Genomic DNA, 16,452 nt, shown 5'->3' on the forward strand with positions numbered 1-16,452 from the left:
GACTAGCTATAGGCTTGTCCATCGAGGACGAGTAGTCCATGTCCTGCATTACCTACGATAATGTGAAAATCCCTTCCTACTTTCTCATTTCCCGTGAAACCATCATGCCCACCTATCTCTCGATGCTTGCGTTCTTCGTGACGACTCTCGCGATGCTTTTGCCTGTCTCCCTGGAAGCGGCGGACAAAGACAAGCTCAACGTGCTGTTCATCGTCGCGGACGACATGAATTGCGACCTGGGTGTGTATGGCAACCAGCAAGTCATCACGCCTAACCTGGAACGCCTCGCGAGAATGGGCGTTCGCTTCGACAACGCTTATTGTCAGCAACCCCTTTGCGGTCCCAGCCGTGCGAGCCTGATGACCGGGCTACGTCCCGACACGCTCGACATGCATACGCTTGCTCACGAACTTCGTAAGAAGAACCCCGATGTGGTAACGCTGGGCCAGCTCTTTCGCAATAACGGTTACTTCACGGCTCGAGCTGGAAAGATATACCACTACGGCAATCCATCGCAGATCGGTACCGACGGCAACGATGATCCGGCAACCTGGGTCGAGCGGTACAACCCTGCCGGAATCGACTCGAAGCAGGAAGACAAGATCATCCGCTACAGCAAGGGCGGTTTAGGGATTTCCATGGCATGGTGGGATCCTGAAAGCAAAGACGAGGAGCATACCGATGGCATGGTCGCCTCGAAGATTATCGAGTTAATCGAGCAGCACAAGGATGAACCCTTCTTCCTGGCAGCAGGTTTTTTCAATCCGCATTGCCCCTACGTCGCCCCGAAGAAGTACTTCGATCTGTACCCGCTCGATGGCATTACCATGCCCGATTTAGAGGAGGCCAAAGCGGACCTGGCTGACGTACCGAAAATGGCGATCCAGCGTGATCTCAAGGGGTGGCCGTACTATTTCAATGGCGTTTCCGTGGAAGAAGCCCGTAAGTGCAAACAGGCCTACTATGCCTGCAATTCGTTTGTCGATGCCCAGATCGGCCGACTATTAGATGCCCTCGAGAAACACGATCTCATGGACAACACCGTGATCGTCTTTTGGTCGGATCATGGTTACTTTCTGGGTGAAAAAGGGCTGTGGTACAAACGGAAGGCCTTTGAGCGTTCTGCCCGGATGCCCATGATCATCGCCGGCCCGGGACTGACGCAGGAGGCCTCAACTAAGAAGCCCGTCGAGCTGCTCGATCTCTATCCAACTCTGGCCGACCTTTGTGGACTCACCCCACCATCGAACCTGGAAGGCCTGTCGCTACGACCTCTTCTGGCAAACCCAGCCGAAGCAAAGTGGGACAAACCTGCCGTCACACAGGTCTGGCACAACAAGAATGCCTGGGGGTATTCGATACGAACAGAACGATGGCGATACACCGAATGGCTTGAAGGCAAGGCTGGCCGAGAACTGTACGATCACGACAATGACCCCGACGAAGTCCACAACCTGGCCGACAAGCCAGACCACGCGGAAACCATCGCAAGACTGTCAGCAGACTTAAAGTCTTACGTCAATCTCAAGCCGCATAAACGAAACGAGTGAACTCGACGAAACCAAGCACCTTCCGCATCAAAATTAAAAGGTAGGCCAGGCAGGACTTGAACCCGCGACCAAGGGATTATGAGGACCTTCCTAGGGTTTTGCAGGTGCCTTTAGGACTTTGGAGACCCTGGTTTTTCCAGGGTTTCCGGTCCTGTAAGGGTCTACGCGAATCTGACGAAAGCCGCTTTTAGTTTGGTTCTGGTTTGGTAACGGTTTGGTTTTAGTTTGGTAATCAAGACTTGCCACACCAGCGGTCAAAGACGGCCAAGCTACGGCTTCTCTGTCCGTAGTTTCATGTCTCGTTCATGCATCTGAATTATGATTTCGGCTGACTTACTTGCCTCATCGCTTTCTACCCCGCTGTCACGCAACTTTTCATAGACGAAATCCTTTGCCTTTTGACGTTCTTCCGCCTTTTTCTTTTGGTACGACCGTTCTTCCTGGCTTTGATATTCGTAGTTGATTTGTTTTTGCTGCCACGATCCTTGATAGGAGATCAGGAGAGCGACAAGCATGACTAACGCTATCGAGCCGAAGCCACCAACGAGAATAACAATCAATGCGGCTTGATCGTCCGAAACTCCAGACGTTTTCGACTCGCGATTTGGGTAATTAGATGTCCTGGGACGGTCCTTGGCTTCGGGTACCGGTGCCACCGCTCCTGATGCTGGCTCTTTCTTCTCCTCTTGAACTCTTTCTTTCTGCCTAGCAAGGTGTTGCCTTGCGGCCTCTGCCATCAACTCCTTGTTTTTCCTCATGGAGCTTCGTGAGCCACCCCATACATCTGGCTCAGAATTTCGACTTCGATCACCAAAATTGGACATCTTTAGATTTGCCCTTGCCTAAGAAGCCTCCAAATACCCCCGCATGAGGGGGAACACTTCGCAGATTGTAGCTGGAAGCTAGGGCTAATCAAATGGTGGCTCGATACAGTCGTGCACATTTCTCGATCAAACCTTAAGGGCCTAGTGATCCAATGACCAAACGTGTACTCGAGATCGCTGAGAATTGGCATTTAATGAAAGTATCAATGAAATTGATACTACTTTTGAGCATATATAACTTGCTGATACTCAGAAGCTTGAAGCCTACCTCTTTGCGCGGGATACTAACCCCCTTCGCATTTTACCTAGAACTGGCAAGGCAACTCTGAACAGCTATGGCAAGTAACACGAACAAAACGCTCAAATACAAAGTCGCTAAATTCCACGCTGACAAGACCACAAGAACGTTACAGAGCCTCGTTCAATCCGCAATTAAGAAGAAAAACGCAGCCTTCGATCGTTGCCATACGCTAGACGCAGTCGCTGGGGTAACGCGACTAATCAATTACCACGGTCCCTACAAAAGCATGCGCGTAGGTGAACTATTGGACTACACGAAGGGACACGCCCAACCGTATACCAAATTCGAGAAGAAACTCGAAAGCCTACCGCTTCAAGGTATGGCTCCTCCTGAGGGATCGGACTTCATCCATAGTATTTTTTATTTCGCGATCTTAGAGAATCACGTAATTATCTCCCAGTCAACGAGTTTGCGAGTTGCACAGTTTGAAGCGTATCTCAACTGGTTGCTACATCAGACAGGGCAACTGAAAGATGAACAATTTGTGGAACTTCAAGATCAGCCGCCCATGGGCAAGACTGGCAACGTCTCGGATGCGACTTCAATCGAGATGAGCGCTCCTGTTGAGTTTGTCGCAAAGCATCCTGGAGGTGATGAAAAATCGGGGAACATCGTCACAACTGAGGACCACGGTGTAAAAGATGTTCGAATCTTCCTGAAAGGACTCGGGATGGATGTCTTAAAAGCACTCCTTCCCGAGGCCCTCGGTTTTCCTGACGGACTTAGCCCTGATGAGATTGCCATGAACCGTGAGCTTGTCGTTAACCTGGAGTTGAAGTGGAAGAAGCGGCGAAGCGACGACTCGACGAAGTTGCTTGATGAAGTAGCTCAGAAGCTCCGCCATGTAGACGACGAACTTGATTACAAAATCAAGACTAAAGATGGAGGCGTCATTACCAAAAATGATTTGAAGTTGTCAAAGTCCATTGCAATTGGTACTAACCCTACCTCAAAATTGCCGAACCGAGATCAACTTTGGGAATCGATGCATGAATGGTTGAAAGAACTCTTGGAGCAAAATCGAGTTAGTTCCTCATGAATTGGCGGATCGTACAAATCGTAAAATGGGTAATTTACTGCCTTCTTGTCACAGCAGCCGCATGGGGGTTGTCTTGGGGAGGACGTGAGCTTGGCCTAACCAGTGCAAATGAAGCAAGCATTTTCACTCGCCTGTCGGTCGTTCTAACCGTTTTTTCGGGACTTGCTCTTTGGGTCATTCGTGGCTGGGCTGAGGTATCAATCAATGAGGGGCTTCGCCTTTCCGATATCTCTAAACTGCGAGATCAAGTGAAACGTCGTAAAATGCGAATGTTTCAAAGCCTGGGAATTGGCGTCGCGTCAGGCGTAATACTTCAAATTCCTGCTGCGATTCTGGAGGGCACTTCAGGGAGTACACGCACTATCCTTAGTGTGATAGGCTACTTTTGCTTGATAAATATGAGCATGTGTTTGATCGTTGCATTATTCGACTGGCATCAACAACAAGAGCTTGTAGTTGGTTTATCCGACCGTGCCGAACGAGAGCGGCGGCGCCAAGAGGAATTGGCTAAGCTGACACAAGAAGAAGGTGAAGACCAATCTAACAAATGAGGCTAATGGCTTTAACTCTATGCCGACAAACGCGCCATTTATTGGGGATTAAGGAACGCACTCAAAACTCCACACTGGCAATTCACCCTCTCGGCCGCTGGTAGCCGCCAATCGCCGGGGAAGCGGCAAGAGTGGCCACCTACGATGAAATCCCCGGCAACGGGAACCTCTTGGCCATCGGCCTCGCTGTGGCTTTCCCGAGTGGTTGAGCCGTGAACTGAAAGCAATTCTTTCGTCATGGGCAAACCGGACTCGGCCTCGATCTGAGCAATACCCGCGACTTGGCCGCCATTCATGGCGCCGAGAACTTCTGTGCGTGCGATCCTGATGGCTCGGGTCCTGGACATCTAGCCGTAGTTGTGTACGACTCTACAAGTCAAAATTTTACCGGCCAAAGCTCAAGAGATGATCCGACAGCACCAAAGTCGGTAGGTTGAGCTCCAGTTCAAAAGGGTGATCGTTGTACTCAGCGCGGAAGCGGCCAATGGGTGTTCCGGTGTTTCCACCATGTCGTAGGTTCAATCTCAGGTGTTGTCCCGGTTGCAGTTTGATGGGGGCATCGAGGACGAAGACGGCCCTGTGAGCTGCGTTTACTTGCCAGGCAGTTTTTAGGTTGCCATCGATGGAGCGTTCGATCGGCAGGGCGGTCGATTGCCCTTGGTCGTAGCAGCGGCAGAATGGGAGTTGGACTGGTCGGGATGGCGATTGGCCGTCTACCAACTCCATTGCGATTTCTCCTAGCTCATATTCTTCCTCATCAGTATCGAGTTCCAGCCGAATTGCTGTGACAACTTTGGCCTCGAATGGAATCATGTAAGCGTCGTAGGCTTGCCGGTCGCCTTCGATCTGGAACCATCCATCCTCTTCGGAAACCAGCTTTGCCCCCGAATAGGTTCGAGCGGCCGTTGAGACGACCGGCTGCCAGTTGGCGGCGTTTTCCGTGGGAGTGTCGGCAGGCGGTGCATTTGCCTTAGCCACCTTCGGGTCTAAGGCAACGTCATGGATCGTCTTTGCGAGTCGGCCGGCCAGAATAGGGTTGGTCATGTCGACTTTCTCGAAGACTGCCAAAGATTCTTCCTTGTTGCCACTGGCATGCAAGGCCTTTGTCAAGAGCACTTGGACCTGCCAGATGGCTTCCTGCGGTACGTTTCCTTCGAGCAGCTTAAGATGTTCGATCGACTGGTCATATTGGCCAAGCTCTACCATCGCGGCTGCCAGCGAGAGGCGGGCATACCAGTCGTCGGGACGAACCCGCAATGAGACCTCACAGAACGAGACGGCTTCCTCCTGTCGATCGGCTCGCAGGAGGGCATAGGTGAACAGGTTGCGGTAAGCCAGATTGTCGGGGCGGTCAAACAGTGCTGCTTTGAGATGCACGGTGGCTTCGTTGAAATCTCCTTGCCGCATTTGGGCGTAGGCCAGGAAGACGCGGGCACGATGATTGGGCCGCGCCATCAGAAACGCGTGGTAATACGGGATCGATTCCGCAGTGCGGTTATTCGATTGCAAGAGGTCCGCCAGAAGGTAGTTGTACCAGGCATCGTTTCGATGGACCGACCAAAACCTCTGAAGGAAGTCTATTCGCGTGTTGGCGTCGACGTGTTCCTCTAGTGAGCGAATGAGATTTACGATCGTTCGAGTCGGAAGTTGTCTCGCTTTCGGATTGGCAAACACCTCTTTCAAAGCGTCATCGTCTCCCTCAGTGAACGCGGCTCTCCATTGCTTTCGCAGCGCATTATCGTCCGACTCGTGCAGAATCTTCGTGAAAGTCTCTCGATGTGATTCGTCTGCCGTGAGACACCACTCGTCCATCGCTCCGACCAACTGTTCGCGAATGGCCCACGGTAGTGTACGAATACGCTCAATGATAATCGGTTCGTCGGCGTGCGAATCGGGATGAAAGCCGTTGTCGCTAACCACTCGATCCAGCTTCGTTAGCTTGGGCCGGGTATCGCCCCACGGGACGAACTCGGGATCATCGAAGGTCTCGTTACGGGCCTGGGTCACCGCTAAGGCGATTTTCAACTCGGATTCGGTCGACTGAAAGGAATCCTTTACGGCCTTTAGTTCTGTGACGAGCGATGGGACATCTGGATTTAGCTCAACCACCGCTTCGGCGCGTGCGATCGCGGCTCGCGCATCGTCCCACACCTCCTGCATATTGAGCGGTGCGGCTTTCGCGCGCTCGAAGAGCCGGGTTGCCTCAAGAATCGCCGTGTTGAACTCCGACTCCACCTCGCTCTTGCGAAGTCTTTCCTGCTCCTCAACATGGGCTAACGCTTGTGTCTGGGCGGAAATCTCTTCGGCCTTGGCAGCCATTTGCTGGGCGTGGATAGCATCACTCTCGGCATTCTTCGCTCGAAGCAAGAGAGCCCAGCTCAATCCGGCCAGTGAGACAATGACCGCGATACCAATCAGAGAGCTGAGCCCCACGACGATCCCACGTCGCTTGCGTTCCTCGGCCAACTTGGTTTCGGTCTTGGCGGCAGCAACCTCTGCCTCTCGCAGGCGGGACTGGACCGAACTCAAATAGCCGGCGACGTCTGTGGCCAGGTAGCTGGCATCGGGGTAACGCATGCCAGGGGAGATTGCGAGGCACTTGATAGCGATGCGAGCGAGTTCTCGATCCGCTTCGACATGTTCCAGTTGGCTGAGCTTCTTCAGTGCTTCGCCCATGTCTCCTTTGGTTGCCAAGGCGAGCGTCTCGATCGGCGACTCGGCTGAGTAGGGGGGCGTGCCGGTCAATATCTCGCAGAGAACGGCCCCCAGGGCGAAGACGTCCGATGGTTTACCACGCTCGCCCACCGTTTGCTCAGGCGGCATATACGACGGTGAGCCCATCACCGTGCCGGCCATTGTTTGTGCGCTGGAAGATAAGTCCTCCACCAAAACGTCCTTTGCGTGACTGGCGTTCCCATTGGATAGAGCGTTCGTACCCATGTCCTCCGATGGTTCGCCATCGTCAGACAGTATCTTTGCCAGCCCCCAATCCATGACCTGAACTTCATCGAACTGACCCACCATCACGTTGTCAGGCTTCAGGTCACGATGAATGATGTTGACCGAATGAGCATAGGCAACGGTCTGGCAGATCTGATTGAAGATCGACAGAAACCGCGAACGATCCTCGTCGAGCGTTGTGCGTTGTGAAAGCAACGCAGAGAGCGTTTCGCCTCGGACGAGCTTCATTGCAAAGAACGGCTTGTTCGGTGCCAACAAACCAAGGTCGTACACCGGGGCAATGCCTGGGTGTTGTAGTCGTGCGCCGATTCTCGCCTCAAAAAGAAATCGTCGGAGCGCATCTGAATTGGTCAGTTGGCCTTCATGGAGAACTTTGACGGCAACGTCCCGTTCCAGGTCACGGTCTCGGGCCGAGTAGACCACCCCCATGCCGCCACGTGCAATCTCTTCGCCTAATCCGTACCGCGAGGGAGATCGCGAGTCGTCTGGCAACTCAACAACAATCTCTCCGGAGGTGGACGCGGCGATGGAAATGCCTTGTTCAAACTGAAGGAAATGGTTCACCTTGTCCTTCAAGGCCGCGTCGTCGCCGCATGCGATGACGATGAAATCTTTCCGCTGTTGCATGTCGAGCAGGATCGCATCATCGACAATCTCCAGGGCACGTTTTACAAGATCGGCAGTCATTCTTCCGTTGGCTCCGACAACTCACTTCGCAGCCAGACGCGTGTGCCTGCCCATTGCTTCTGGATGGTTCTCTTGGAAACATCAAGCACTTCGGCGACCTCATCATTGGTCAGCCCGCCGAAGAACCGCAGCTCGACGATCCGGGCACGTTGGCTGTCGATGGCCGCCAGCTTCTTCAAAGCTTCATCCAATGCGAGAACGTCTTCGTCGCTTTCAGGCGAGACGATGAGATCCTCGTCCAGTGCAATGCGTTGTCGTTCTCCTCCCCGCTTCTGGGCACCTTTGCGGCGAGCATGATCGACCAGCAGATGCCGCATGGCCGTCGCTCCGACCGCAAAGAAGTGGGAACGGCCTCGCCAATCGACTTTGTCCTGGTCGACCAGCTTCAGGAAGACCTCGTGCACCACGGCTGTTGGTTGAAGCGTGTTGCTTCGCGTTTCATGCCCAAGATACTTGTTCGCCAATTGCCGGAAATCGCCATAGACCAACTCGATAAGACGATCGGTTCCGCTGCGATCGCCCGCGGACATTGCGGAGAGAATAAGTGTGGCTTCGGAAGACATAGGCTTGGCTTTTCCCGCACGGGCAGCGATCATCGCGCCCTCGACGTAACCCCTTACTGTTTCTAAGTATAGCACCTACTGAAATCGATTCAGAGACTTCGCCGCGTTGATTTCACGGTACTTTCTTCAAGAAAAACCGGGTGATCGCTTCACCTTTGAGCTCTAGACTGCGTGTATCTCTTCGGAGGGAGGTTATTCGGCCTCTCAGAACAATACTTACTGGCAAGTCTTCTCTTGCCAGGTGGGTAAGTACGCGGAGGAGTATCTGTTATGACACGCAAGCTTCTTGTTACCGTCCTGATAACGGTAATGTTGTTGCCATCTACGCTGTTTGCCGCCCCGGATATCTCGAACAAGGTCGTATTGGCGAATCTCGATCGATATCCGGCAACCGTCCGCCTGGGCGAAACACGCCGAGAGATCAAACCTGGCAAGGCTTCGCTACTTTCTCCCAAATCGTACCCCGTCACGATCGAAGTCTGGTCGGGAAACACCAAGGAAGGATGGCGCAAGGAAACGATCACCAAGGCCGGCAAGTACGCGTTCAACTTCAAACGTGGAAGTTGGAGCCTGACGGAGCTGAAGAAGTCGACAACACCAACGATAAGTTCACCATCTAGCCCTAAGGTTGTCCGGCAACAAATCATTCAGCGGCCTGCCAGGCGACTGCCGATCAACGCCGACCGCAATCGCTGGTCACCCCTGGCACGCGCTGTCTATGGAGCCGGACGGATCTATCAGTTCGTACGCGATGAACGCGATCGCGACCTGCTGAGGGAACTGCTAATTCGTGCCCGTGAAGATGAAGATTGGGACCGTTTGGAGAAGTGGCTGAAGGATGAACCGATTCCCGAGCTTTACAAGAAGGACATCCGCGAAGGTTTCGATGACCTGGCTAAACTGAGTGACGCCGACTGGAAGGAAATCGAGACCGCCGATGAGAAAGACTGGGACCAGGCAAAGGCCGACCTAGGTGATCTGATCTCGGAGGATGAATGGGAAAACGTTACCGGCGACTTCGCTGAAATCGATAACGAAGAGTTCTGGCAAGATGATGTCGACGTCGATCTGGGTGACCTCGACTACACCGAGGACCTTGACTTCGAAGACGTCGACCTGGGCGACCTGGATGGCAATGACAGCTTCGATATCGATGGTCTCGACTTCGCGGAAGATTTTGACGTCGGCGATTTTGAAATCGACAATGACAGCTACGACCTTGGCGACTTCGATGACTTCGGAGGCTACGACGGATCATTTGACGTGGATGTCGGCGACTTCGGCGGCGGCTACTTTGGCGACGACGATTTCGGAGACTTTGGTGGCGACGACTTTGACTTCGACTTTGGAGGAGACGACTTCGGTAGCTTCGACGATTTCTAAAGTGGACTGCCACCGGCAGTGAGATTCACGTTCAACTTCTAACATTCGTTTAACCAACACAACCACGACGCGAACGCGTCCTCGTTGCAAGCACACCTATAAGGAGTTCTAAGATGAGAAAGTTTTGTTTTACCGTAATCGCCTTTGGCATCGCAACTTTGCTGGCCGTTCCTTGTGCCAACGCCTGTTCCCGGATTTTCTGGAACGACAACGGCGTCGCCATGGTGACCGCTCGAACGCTCGATTGGGCACACAGCTTTGAAGACTACCTCATGGTGATTCCACGAGGTCAGGAAATGAACGGTGGTTTCGAGGACAGCCCGAAGTGGACCTCCAAGTATGGATCGTTGGTCTGCACGATCGGTCCCTATATCCACGATCACTACGGTTTTGACTACGTGGATGATGGAGCGGTCGAAGGAATCAACGAAAAGGGATTGGCCATCCACGGGCTGTACATGGGAGACACGGTCTATCCAACCGACGAGTCAAGCGATCTGCCGCCGGTAAGCTACATGCGATTGGGCCGTTATTTTTTGGATAACTGCGCAAACGTTCAGGAAGCGGTCGACGCCATGAAAAAAGTTCGCGTCAAGCCCGTGAAGCTTGGCGATAAAGAACTGGGGGCTCACTTTGCCGTCGAAGACCCAACCGGCGACTCGGCAATCTTTGAGTTCGTCGACGGAGAACTCGTCATTCACCATGGCAAACAGTACACGGTGATGACCAACGAGCCCGCCTACCACGTCCATATCGAAAACCTGAAGGAGTACAAGGACTTTGGCGGCACGCAGGAAATGCTGCCCGGAACGACCGACTCGCCAGACCGCTTTATCCGTGCGGCAACTTTCCTAAGCCGTATGAAGAAGCCAGCCAGCGCTGACGATGCCACAGCGAAGGTCCTGGGCATTGCCCGAACCATCCAAGTTCCATTTGATGCCGATGAGTACGGTCCTACCTGGTATACCTCGGTGACGGACCTGACGAACAAAGTGTTTTACTTCGACTGGACACAAAACCCGAACATCGTTTGGGTCAAATTGGAGAATCTGGATTTCTCCGAAGGACAACCTGTGAAGCAAATCGATCCACGCAATCCCAACCTTGTCGGTGAAGTCTCGCAGGCTTTTGAGCCTGTGAAATAACTTGCACACGTTTCACCACGAGCCACAACCAAGAAGGAAACACTCCGATGAATATTTCTCTTTCCGCAAGCAGTCTCACCAAGTCTTTGCTTGCCACCTTGCTCGTTGTCGAGATGATGGGCGTTGTTCTCATCGCATCGCCAGCGGTAGCTCAGGACAAGTATGCCAGTGCGAAGGAACTGGGACTGATGGAAGGCTTCCCGCCACCACTGGAGAAACGCGTTACCAAGGCCAATGCGATTCAGAATCCACCATTTAATCGTTGGGCCTATCAGCACATGCGGATGTTCTACCCAACGGCGAATGTCCCAGCCGCAGATAAGCCGGTGCCGCTTGGCAAAACCATCGACTGGACGATCGAAAACGGCGTTAAGATCAATGAGCCAGGTACTGGAAAGACAAAGAAGATGGCCGACTTCCTGAAGGAGACTTGGACCGACGCCATCGTCGTGATCCGCGGCGACCAGATCGTCTACGAAAAGTACCTCAACGACATGACCCCCAATACGCCCCATCAGATGATGTCGGCCACCAAGTCGTTCGGCGGGCTCCTTGGGCTGATCGCCGTGGCCAATGGCAACGCAAAAGAGAGCGATCTGGTTACAAAATATGTGCCAGAACTCGATGTGGAAGATGGAGCTTTCGCGAAGGCCACTTTCGGCCAGGTTCTCAACATGACCAATTCGATGGACTTCTCCGAAGTCTACGACGATCCCAATTCAGGCATCATGACCTATGTCGCTGTATTGGGCTGGAAGCCCAAACAGGAAGGACGTGAATACCCGGCCAGCCTGTACGACTACCTGGTAACGCTCAAGGCCGACAAGGCCCACAAAGACGGCGAAATCTTCCACTACCAGACGCCGAAGACCGACGTGGTAAACTGGGTCACCAACCGCGCGAATAACGCTTCCTTCCAGAAGGCACTCTACGACGAGGTATGGTCGAAGATCGGCACCGAAGGGGAAACTTACGTGCTGATGGACAACGACGCCACGGTAGTTGCCGGCGGCGGCCTGAATGCCACACCGTACAACCTGACCCGGTTCGCGATGATGATGCTTAACGGCGGCAAGTTCAATGGCAAGCAAGTCATCCCTGCTTCGGTTGTCGACACGATCGCCAAGGGTGGCAGCATCGAGGCATTCGACACAGGCCCCGATTCCGACGACGTCGTTCATAAGAAGGGGGAATGGAGTTATCGCGGTCAGTGGTGGGTCAAGCACACGCCAGGCATGGAAGCATTCATGGCAATCGGCGTTCACGGCCAGTGGATCTACATCGACCGGAACCATGACATCGCCATCGTCAAACTCGGCTCGATGCCTGTTTCCAAGGACACCTATCTTGATGGGTACAACCTTGAAGGCTTCTATGGGATCGTTCGCTATTTGAGCGGTAAATAGCTCCGTGAAAACCAGGTGGGCCACGCATGAGAGAATGGGTGGCCCACCGAACACTTGAGGACGTCGTTGGACTATGCCGTCGAATTTAGACCCTGTCGCCATCGAGCAGCAATCGCTTCAACTTGGCAAGTGGACCAATCTGGTTATGGGCGTAGCAGGCATCTCGGCGGCGTATGCTTCCCATTCCGATGCCCTGCTGGTCGATGGCGTCTATTCCGGCGTGAATTTCTTTTCCGCCATCATTGCGGCGCGAATCAGCCAGTCGATCCAGTCTCCGCCAGACGCATGCTATCCCTTTGGTTACGAAGCGTACGAAGCGATCTACGTGAAGTACCGCGCGCTTGTGTTGATCGGGATTATCTCATTTGCGGTCTTCGGTGCGATCTCGAAGATCGTGACGTATGCTTCTGGCGGCGAAGTGCCTGAGCTGAATTTTGGTCCGATCATCTACTATATGATCGCCATGGTCGTCTTGTGCTTTGGCCTTGCCGGCTGGCATTACTGGAACTGGCAACGCACCGGCAGTCAGAGCGCGCTATTGATAACGGAAGCGAAGGCCGCGGTCGTCGATGGCATCATCAGTGCCGGGGCAGGCGGGGGACTGGTTGGCTCGGCCCTTCTCAAAGGAACGGCGCTCGACTTCGTGGTACCTGTTTCCGATTCGATCATCGTGATCGCGATGTGCGCGTTCATTATCGGCCAGCCGCTGCGGATCTTTCTCGATGCCCTGCATGAGATCGCCGGCGGTACCGCCCCTGACGATGTCTGTGAGAAAGCCCGCTCGCTGGTCGATGAAGCCGCGAACGGACAGTCCGTCGAAGTTCTGGCTGTCTCGACAACCAAGCTCGGCCGTACCTACTTCGTGATTGCCTACCTCAAACCGAAGTCAGCGGTCAGTGCGGAAGACATTGATACCTTCCGCGACAAGCTCGCGACCAACTGCCTGGAAGCGTTTGGCATCGTGAAAACCGAGGTAATCGTCACCGCGCACGCGCCTTATGAAACGCCGAAGACGGACGTCTGATGGAACGGCCTAGGTCAGGCTTGCCGGATAGGTTGCCCAAGATGGCTTAGGCTAGCCTCCAGAACCGACATTCAATGTAGGAAGATCTTCCTCGCAGTCGTTGCCGCTTCCCATCTACCATCACCCATGACGTCTTGGATTTATGCTCGCCTCGCATTGCTAGCAGGGCTAAGCCTTTGCTTGGCCTCTCGCGCTACATATGCGCAAGAAGTGAAGCGGCTTGATAGCGGTGATAACTGGAACATCAACTGGCAAGAGGTCCACGATCCGCGAGCCCACTGGATATTGTTCGAGGAGTATGAAGGGCCTGTGGAGATCGGTGGCTGGGCGTCGGCCGGCTTTACCGCCAATGGATTTGGAAATCGCAGCGGAAACGGCAACGCTCCGCTTCCGTTTAACAACGTCTCCGACTCGCCTGTATTCAACCAGGTTTGGCTTTACGCTGAAAAACCGATCAACACCGAGGATCGTTGTCTGGACTGGGGTGTTCGCCTCGACTACGTCTTTGGTGCCGATGGTCCCGATTTCCAAACAAGCGGTGACCAAGGGTGGGATTTCGGTTGGAATACATCGCGCGACTACGGTTCGTCCATCCCGCAGCTATACGCGGAGGTCGGTACTGATCAGTGGACGATGACCGTTGGCTACTTCCTCGGCCTACAAGGATTCGAGGCCGGCCAATCGATTGACAACTTCTTCTACTCGCACAACTATGCGTTCGGTTACGGTGTGCCTGGGACGCACTCGGGTGTACTAGTAAGTTCGGCCTTGACCGATGAGATCACAATCGATGCCGGCTGGTCGATGGGCTGGAATAGCTGGTGGTCGAACTATCTTGGCGCTTCGATGTTCATCGGGGGCATTTCCTGGTACCCGACTGACGACCTGTCGTTGACTTACCATGTTTCCGCCGGTGATTTGGGGGACGGAACCGCCAAAGATGGCGTACCCAGTAGCGAAGGGCTTCTCTACGCACACGCGATCATCTTTACATACGATGTCACCGAGCGAACTACGTTCGTTATCGAAAACACGGTTGGAAGTAATACAGGCATCGGCGACGGCAACAACCACTGGTATTCACTGACCGGCTACCTCTACTACGAAATTAACGATTGCTGGGAAACGGGCCTGCGACTGGATTGGTTCCAGGATACCGATGGTCAGCGTGTCGCAGTCAATGGTGCGGGGGCCGGGTCGTACTACGAGGCCACGTTGGGCCTCAACTGGTTCCCCAACGAGTTCGTCACCATTCGTCCAGAAGTTCGCTACGACTGGTTCGAGGGACAAGGCCAGCCATTCAACAGCAACAACGGAGGAGTCTCTGGCTCTTCGACCTACCTGCTGACGGTGGGACTCGACTGCGTCTTCACGTTCTAGAACTTGAGCGTCGAGGCGAAGTGAAATAACGTTCCATCATTAGCTGCATCGGCAACCAGATAACGAGTGCGACGCTGGCTAATCTCTAGCTCAACATCGAAGTAGCTCGTGACGTTCCACATGACATTCCACCAGGCGACGTCGTTGTAGCTGATCTGCCCAACCATATTGGGATCCATCGGATTGACGAATCCCAAATCGGAGTTGTTGGGGTCGTCGATGCCGTAGCCGACATTCGTCGTAACGGATGGAGTGATTTTGTAATAGATCTCTCCCCAACCGCCCACCGATTCAACGGCCTGTGCGGTTTCGGGATTAAGACTTTGCAGCGTGGCAACGAAGTAGGTACCGGCTGCTTTACCCCACCACACTTCACCACGCGCACCGAACTTAGGCCTCCGCCATTGAAGGTCCAGACAGACGCCTCGCGTTTGCTCGATCTCGTCGGCACCAGGATAGTAGATAAGGTCCGGGTCAAACTCTATGAACGGATCCTGAACTGCTTGAACTTCCCCCATCACGCCGGAAATTCCGATCTCAAACGGGCGTCCAAAGCTACACATCTCCCCAAGCTCGACACCGATCCGAGCTTCGATATTTGGCCAACCGTTGTCTTTACCTCGGACGCTGGGAATCCCCTGATAATCGCTGATGTCCTGCTGGGCCAGTCGACCTGAGATGGTCCACCGCATCGTATCGCTAACCGTCAGATATCGATCGACGTGAAAAGCTCCGCGATAGATACCAATATTGCCGGCCCCGCGCTGCTGGAGTCCATTGACCGTCGAGGGGGTGATGGGGCCAAACAGGTCAAGCATCCGGCCGAACGCAAAACGCCACTGGTCGCTTTTGAACTCACCATAGGCCAGAACGGTGTTAACACCAGAAAAGTTGCGCAGTGGCTGTGATCCCATAAAGTTCGTCGCAATGACGCCCCCTGGCTGCCACTCTCCCCAGGCTGGTCCGGTCACGGCAAAGTTAAGCTGCGACTGCTTGGCGTGGATCGAATAGGAATCTTCACTGACCCCAGGAACATTAGGCCCCAGAAACGCGACAATCGCGTCGTTGACGTAGGGTGCGGACGAGTAAATGAACTCGCCACGCAATCGTCCAGACGGCACAATCCGCCATCCGCCAGCTTTGTTCCACGACGTTTTTTCCAGGCAGAAGCTACACAGGTGCGGCATGCCGGCACAAGCTTCCTTCCCACAATCGGGACAGGCACCGCCGGCTGTCGGTGCGCCGTAAACTGAGGCGTTCTCGTTGAAGTAGCCAACCCGTTCAACCTGCTCGGGAGAATCAGTTCCAGCCGACGACCGTGCTGCCGACTCAGCCACCATCTGCTGCAAGCGACGGTTCTCCGCTTCCAGCATTTCAAGACGAGCGTTGATACTATCCAACTGCTGCCAAGTAGGTGCTTGGTAAGCATTCGCGGCGATGCCTGGCTCCTGGTAACCATGATCAAACTGACCGTACGGAGCCTGAGCTAGCACAAGAGACGGCATCACCAACACAATGGCAACGATGAAGAGAGATGGTCGTCCAAACACTCGCCTTCCCCAGCTAGCACAATACACTTACAGCACAACGCTATAACTTTGATCGTCATGCAGGCTGGGCAAACTTTGCCGATTTTAG

The 16,452-nt window shown here is 53.9% G+C and carries 13 protein-coding genes; 8 read left to right on the plus strand and 5 right to left on the minus strand.

Translation table 11 applies throughout. From position 1 onward, the window contains the following. Positions 1 to 38: 38 nt before the first annotated feature. Positions 39 to 1,550 carry a sulfatase gene (locus PSR63_RS26940; protein ID WP_274329245.1) on the plus strand — a complete coding sequence of 504 codons (1,512 nt, stop codon included), beginning with the start codon at positions 39 to 41 and terminating at the stop codon, positions 1,548 to 1,550. 269 nt (positions 1,551 to 1,819) lie between these two features. On the opposite strand, the gene PSR63_RS26945 is transcribed toward PSR63_RS26940, so the two are convergent. Next, on the minus strand, positions 1,820 to 2,308 hold the full coding sequence (locus PSR63_RS26945; protein WP_274329246.1) for a hypothetical protein: 489 nt from the start codon (positions 2,306 to 2,308) through the stop codon (positions 1,820 to 1,822). 401 nt (positions 2,309 to 2,709) lie between these two features. On the opposite strand from PSR63_RS26945, the gene PSR63_RS26950 reads away from it, so the two are divergent. Both PSR63_RS26950 and PSR63_RS26955 read left to right on the plus strand, forming a co-directional pair. After that, entirely contained in the window at positions 2,710 to 3,714 is a 1,005-nt protein-coding gene (locus PSR63_RS26950) for a hypothetical protein (protein WP_274329248.1), read from the plus strand. Further along, positions 3,711 to 4,265, plus strand: a complete 555-nt coding sequence (locus tag PSR63_RS26955; protein WP_274329250.1) for a hypothetical protein — start codon at positions 3,711 to 3,713, stop codon at positions 4,263 to 4,265. The genes PSR63_RS26950 and PSR63_RS26955 overlap by 4 nt, the downstream gene beginning before the upstream one ends. A 38-nt stretch (positions 4,266 to 4,303) precedes the next feature. On the opposite strand, the gene PSR63_RS28325 is transcribed toward PSR63_RS26955, so the two are convergent. Genes PSR63_RS28325 through PSR63_RS26965 form a run of 3 tightly spaced genes read right to left on the minus strand, consistent with a single transcriptional unit; the run spans position 4,304 to position 8,509 of the window. Then, positions 4,304 to 4,612, minus strand: a complete 309-nt coding sequence (locus PSR63_RS28325; RefSeq protein WP_443111072.1) for a phage minor head protein — start codon at positions 4,610 to 4,612, stop codon at positions 4,304 to 4,306. Between the two features lie 37 nt (positions 4,613 to 4,649). Then, positions 4,650 to 7,913, minus strand: coding sequence for a protein kinase domain-containing protein (locus PSR63_RS26960; RefSeq protein WP_274329251.1), 3,264 nt, complete (start codon positions 7,911 to 7,913; stop codon positions 4,650 to 4,652). Further along, positions 7,910 to 8,509 carry a sigma-70 family RNA polymerase sigma factor gene (locus tag PSR63_RS26965; protein WP_274329252.1) on the minus strand — a complete coding sequence of 200 codons (600 nt, stop codon included), beginning with the start codon at positions 8,507 to 8,509 and terminating at the stop codon, positions 7,910 to 7,912. The genes PSR63_RS26960 and PSR63_RS26965 overlap by 4 nt, the downstream gene beginning before the upstream one ends. A gap of 237 nt (positions 8,510 to 8,746) precedes the next feature. Here PSR63_RS26965 and PSR63_RS26970 point away from each other — a divergent pair, with 237 nt between their 5' ends. The 5 genes from PSR63_RS26970 (at position 8,747) to PSR63_RS26990 (ending at position 14,814) form a co-directional block, all read left to right on the plus strand. Beyond that, positions 8,747 to 9,859: a hypothetical protein gene (locus PSR63_RS26970; protein WP_274329254.1), complete on the plus strand. Its 1,113-nt coding sequence runs from the start codon at positions 8,747 to 8,749 to the stop codon at positions 9,857 to 9,859. A 113-nt stretch (positions 9,860 to 9,972) separates the two neighbouring features. Next, positions 9,973 to 11,004: a linear amide C-N hydrolase gene (locus PSR63_RS26975; RefSeq protein WP_274329255.1), complete on the plus strand. Its 1,032-nt coding sequence runs from the start codon at positions 9,973 to 9,975 to the stop codon at positions 11,002 to 11,004. A 47-nt stretch (positions 11,005 to 11,051) separates the two neighbouring features. Next, positions 11,052 to 12,410: a serine hydrolase domain-containing protein gene (locus PSR63_RS26980; protein WP_274329257.1), complete on the plus strand. Its 1,359-nt coding sequence runs from the start codon at positions 11,052 to 11,054 to the stop codon at positions 12,408 to 12,410. A gap of 73 nt (positions 12,411 to 12,483) precedes the next feature. Continuing rightward, complete coding sequence (locus tag PSR63_RS26985; RefSeq protein WP_274329259.1) at positions 12,484 to 13,434, plus strand: cation transporter; 951 nt, start codon at positions 12,484 to 12,486, stop codon at positions 13,432 to 13,434. Between the two features lie 126 nt (positions 13,435 to 13,560). After that, positions 13,561 to 14,814 (plus strand): outer membrane beta-barrel protein, encoded by a 1,254-nt coding sequence (locus PSR63_RS26990; protein WP_274329261.1) that lies wholly within the window; start codon positions 13,561 to 13,563, stop codon positions 14,812 to 14,814. Here PSR63_RS26990 and PSR63_RS26995 read toward each other — a convergent pair. Next, complete coding sequence (locus PSR63_RS26995; RefSeq protein ID WP_274329263.1) at positions 14,811 to 16,364, minus strand: hypothetical protein; 1,554 nt, start codon at positions 16,362 to 16,364, stop codon at positions 14,811 to 14,813. The genes PSR63_RS26990 and PSR63_RS26995 overlap by 4 nt on opposite strands. Between the last annotated feature and the right edge of the window lie 88 nt (positions 16,365 to 16,452).

The sequence above is a fragment of the Bremerella sp. P1 genome (genome assembly GCF_028748185.1).
GTDB lineage: Bacteria > Planctomycetota > Planctomycetia > Pirellulales > Pirellulaceae > Bremerella.

Coding starts and splice junctions, on each gene's coding strand:
- PSR63_RS26940 (WP_274329245.1), top strand. CDS start 39: ATGTCCTGCATTACCTACGATAATGTGAAAATCCCTTCCTACTTTCTC.
- PSR63_RS26945 (WP_274329246.1), bottom strand. CDS start 2,308: ATGAGGAAAAACAAGGAGTTGATGGCAGAGGCCGCAAGGCAACACCTT.
- PSR63_RS26950 (WP_274329248.1), top strand. CDS start 2,710: ATGGCAAGTAACACGAACAAAACGCTCAAATACAAAGTCGCTAAATTC.
- PSR63_RS26955 (WP_274329250.1), top strand. CDS start 3,711: ATGAATTGGCGGATCGTACAAATCGTAAAATGGGTAATTTACTGCCTT.
- PSR63_RS28325 (WP_443111072.1), bottom strand. CDS start 4,612: ATGTCCAGGACCCGAGCCATCAGGATCGCACGCACAGAAGTTCTCGGC.
- PSR63_RS26960 (WP_274329251.1), bottom strand. CDS start 7,913: ATGACTGCCGATCTTGTAAAACGTGCCCTGGAGATTGTCGATGATGCG.
- PSR63_RS26965 (WP_274329252.1), bottom strand. CDS start 8,509: ATGATCGCTGCCCGTGCGGGAAAAGCCAAGCCTATGTCTTCCGAAGCC.
- PSR63_RS26970 (WP_274329254.1), top strand. CDS start 8,747: ATGACACGCAAGCTTCTTGTTACCGTCCTGATAACGGTAATGTTGTTG.
- PSR63_RS26975 (WP_274329255.1), top strand. CDS start 9,973: ATGAGAAAGTTTTGTTTTACCGTAATCGCCTTTGGCATCGCAACTTTG.
- PSR63_RS26980 (WP_274329257.1), top strand. CDS start 11,052: ATGAATATTTCTCTTTCCGCAAGCAGTCTCACCAAGTCTTTGCTTGCC.
- PSR63_RS26985 (WP_274329259.1), top strand. CDS start 12,484: ATGCCGTCGAATTTAGACCCTGTCGCCATCGAGCAGCAATCGCTTCAA.
- PSR63_RS26990 (WP_274329261.1), top strand. CDS start 13,561: ATGACGTCTTGGATTTATGCTCGCCTCGCATTGCTAGCAGGGCTAAGC.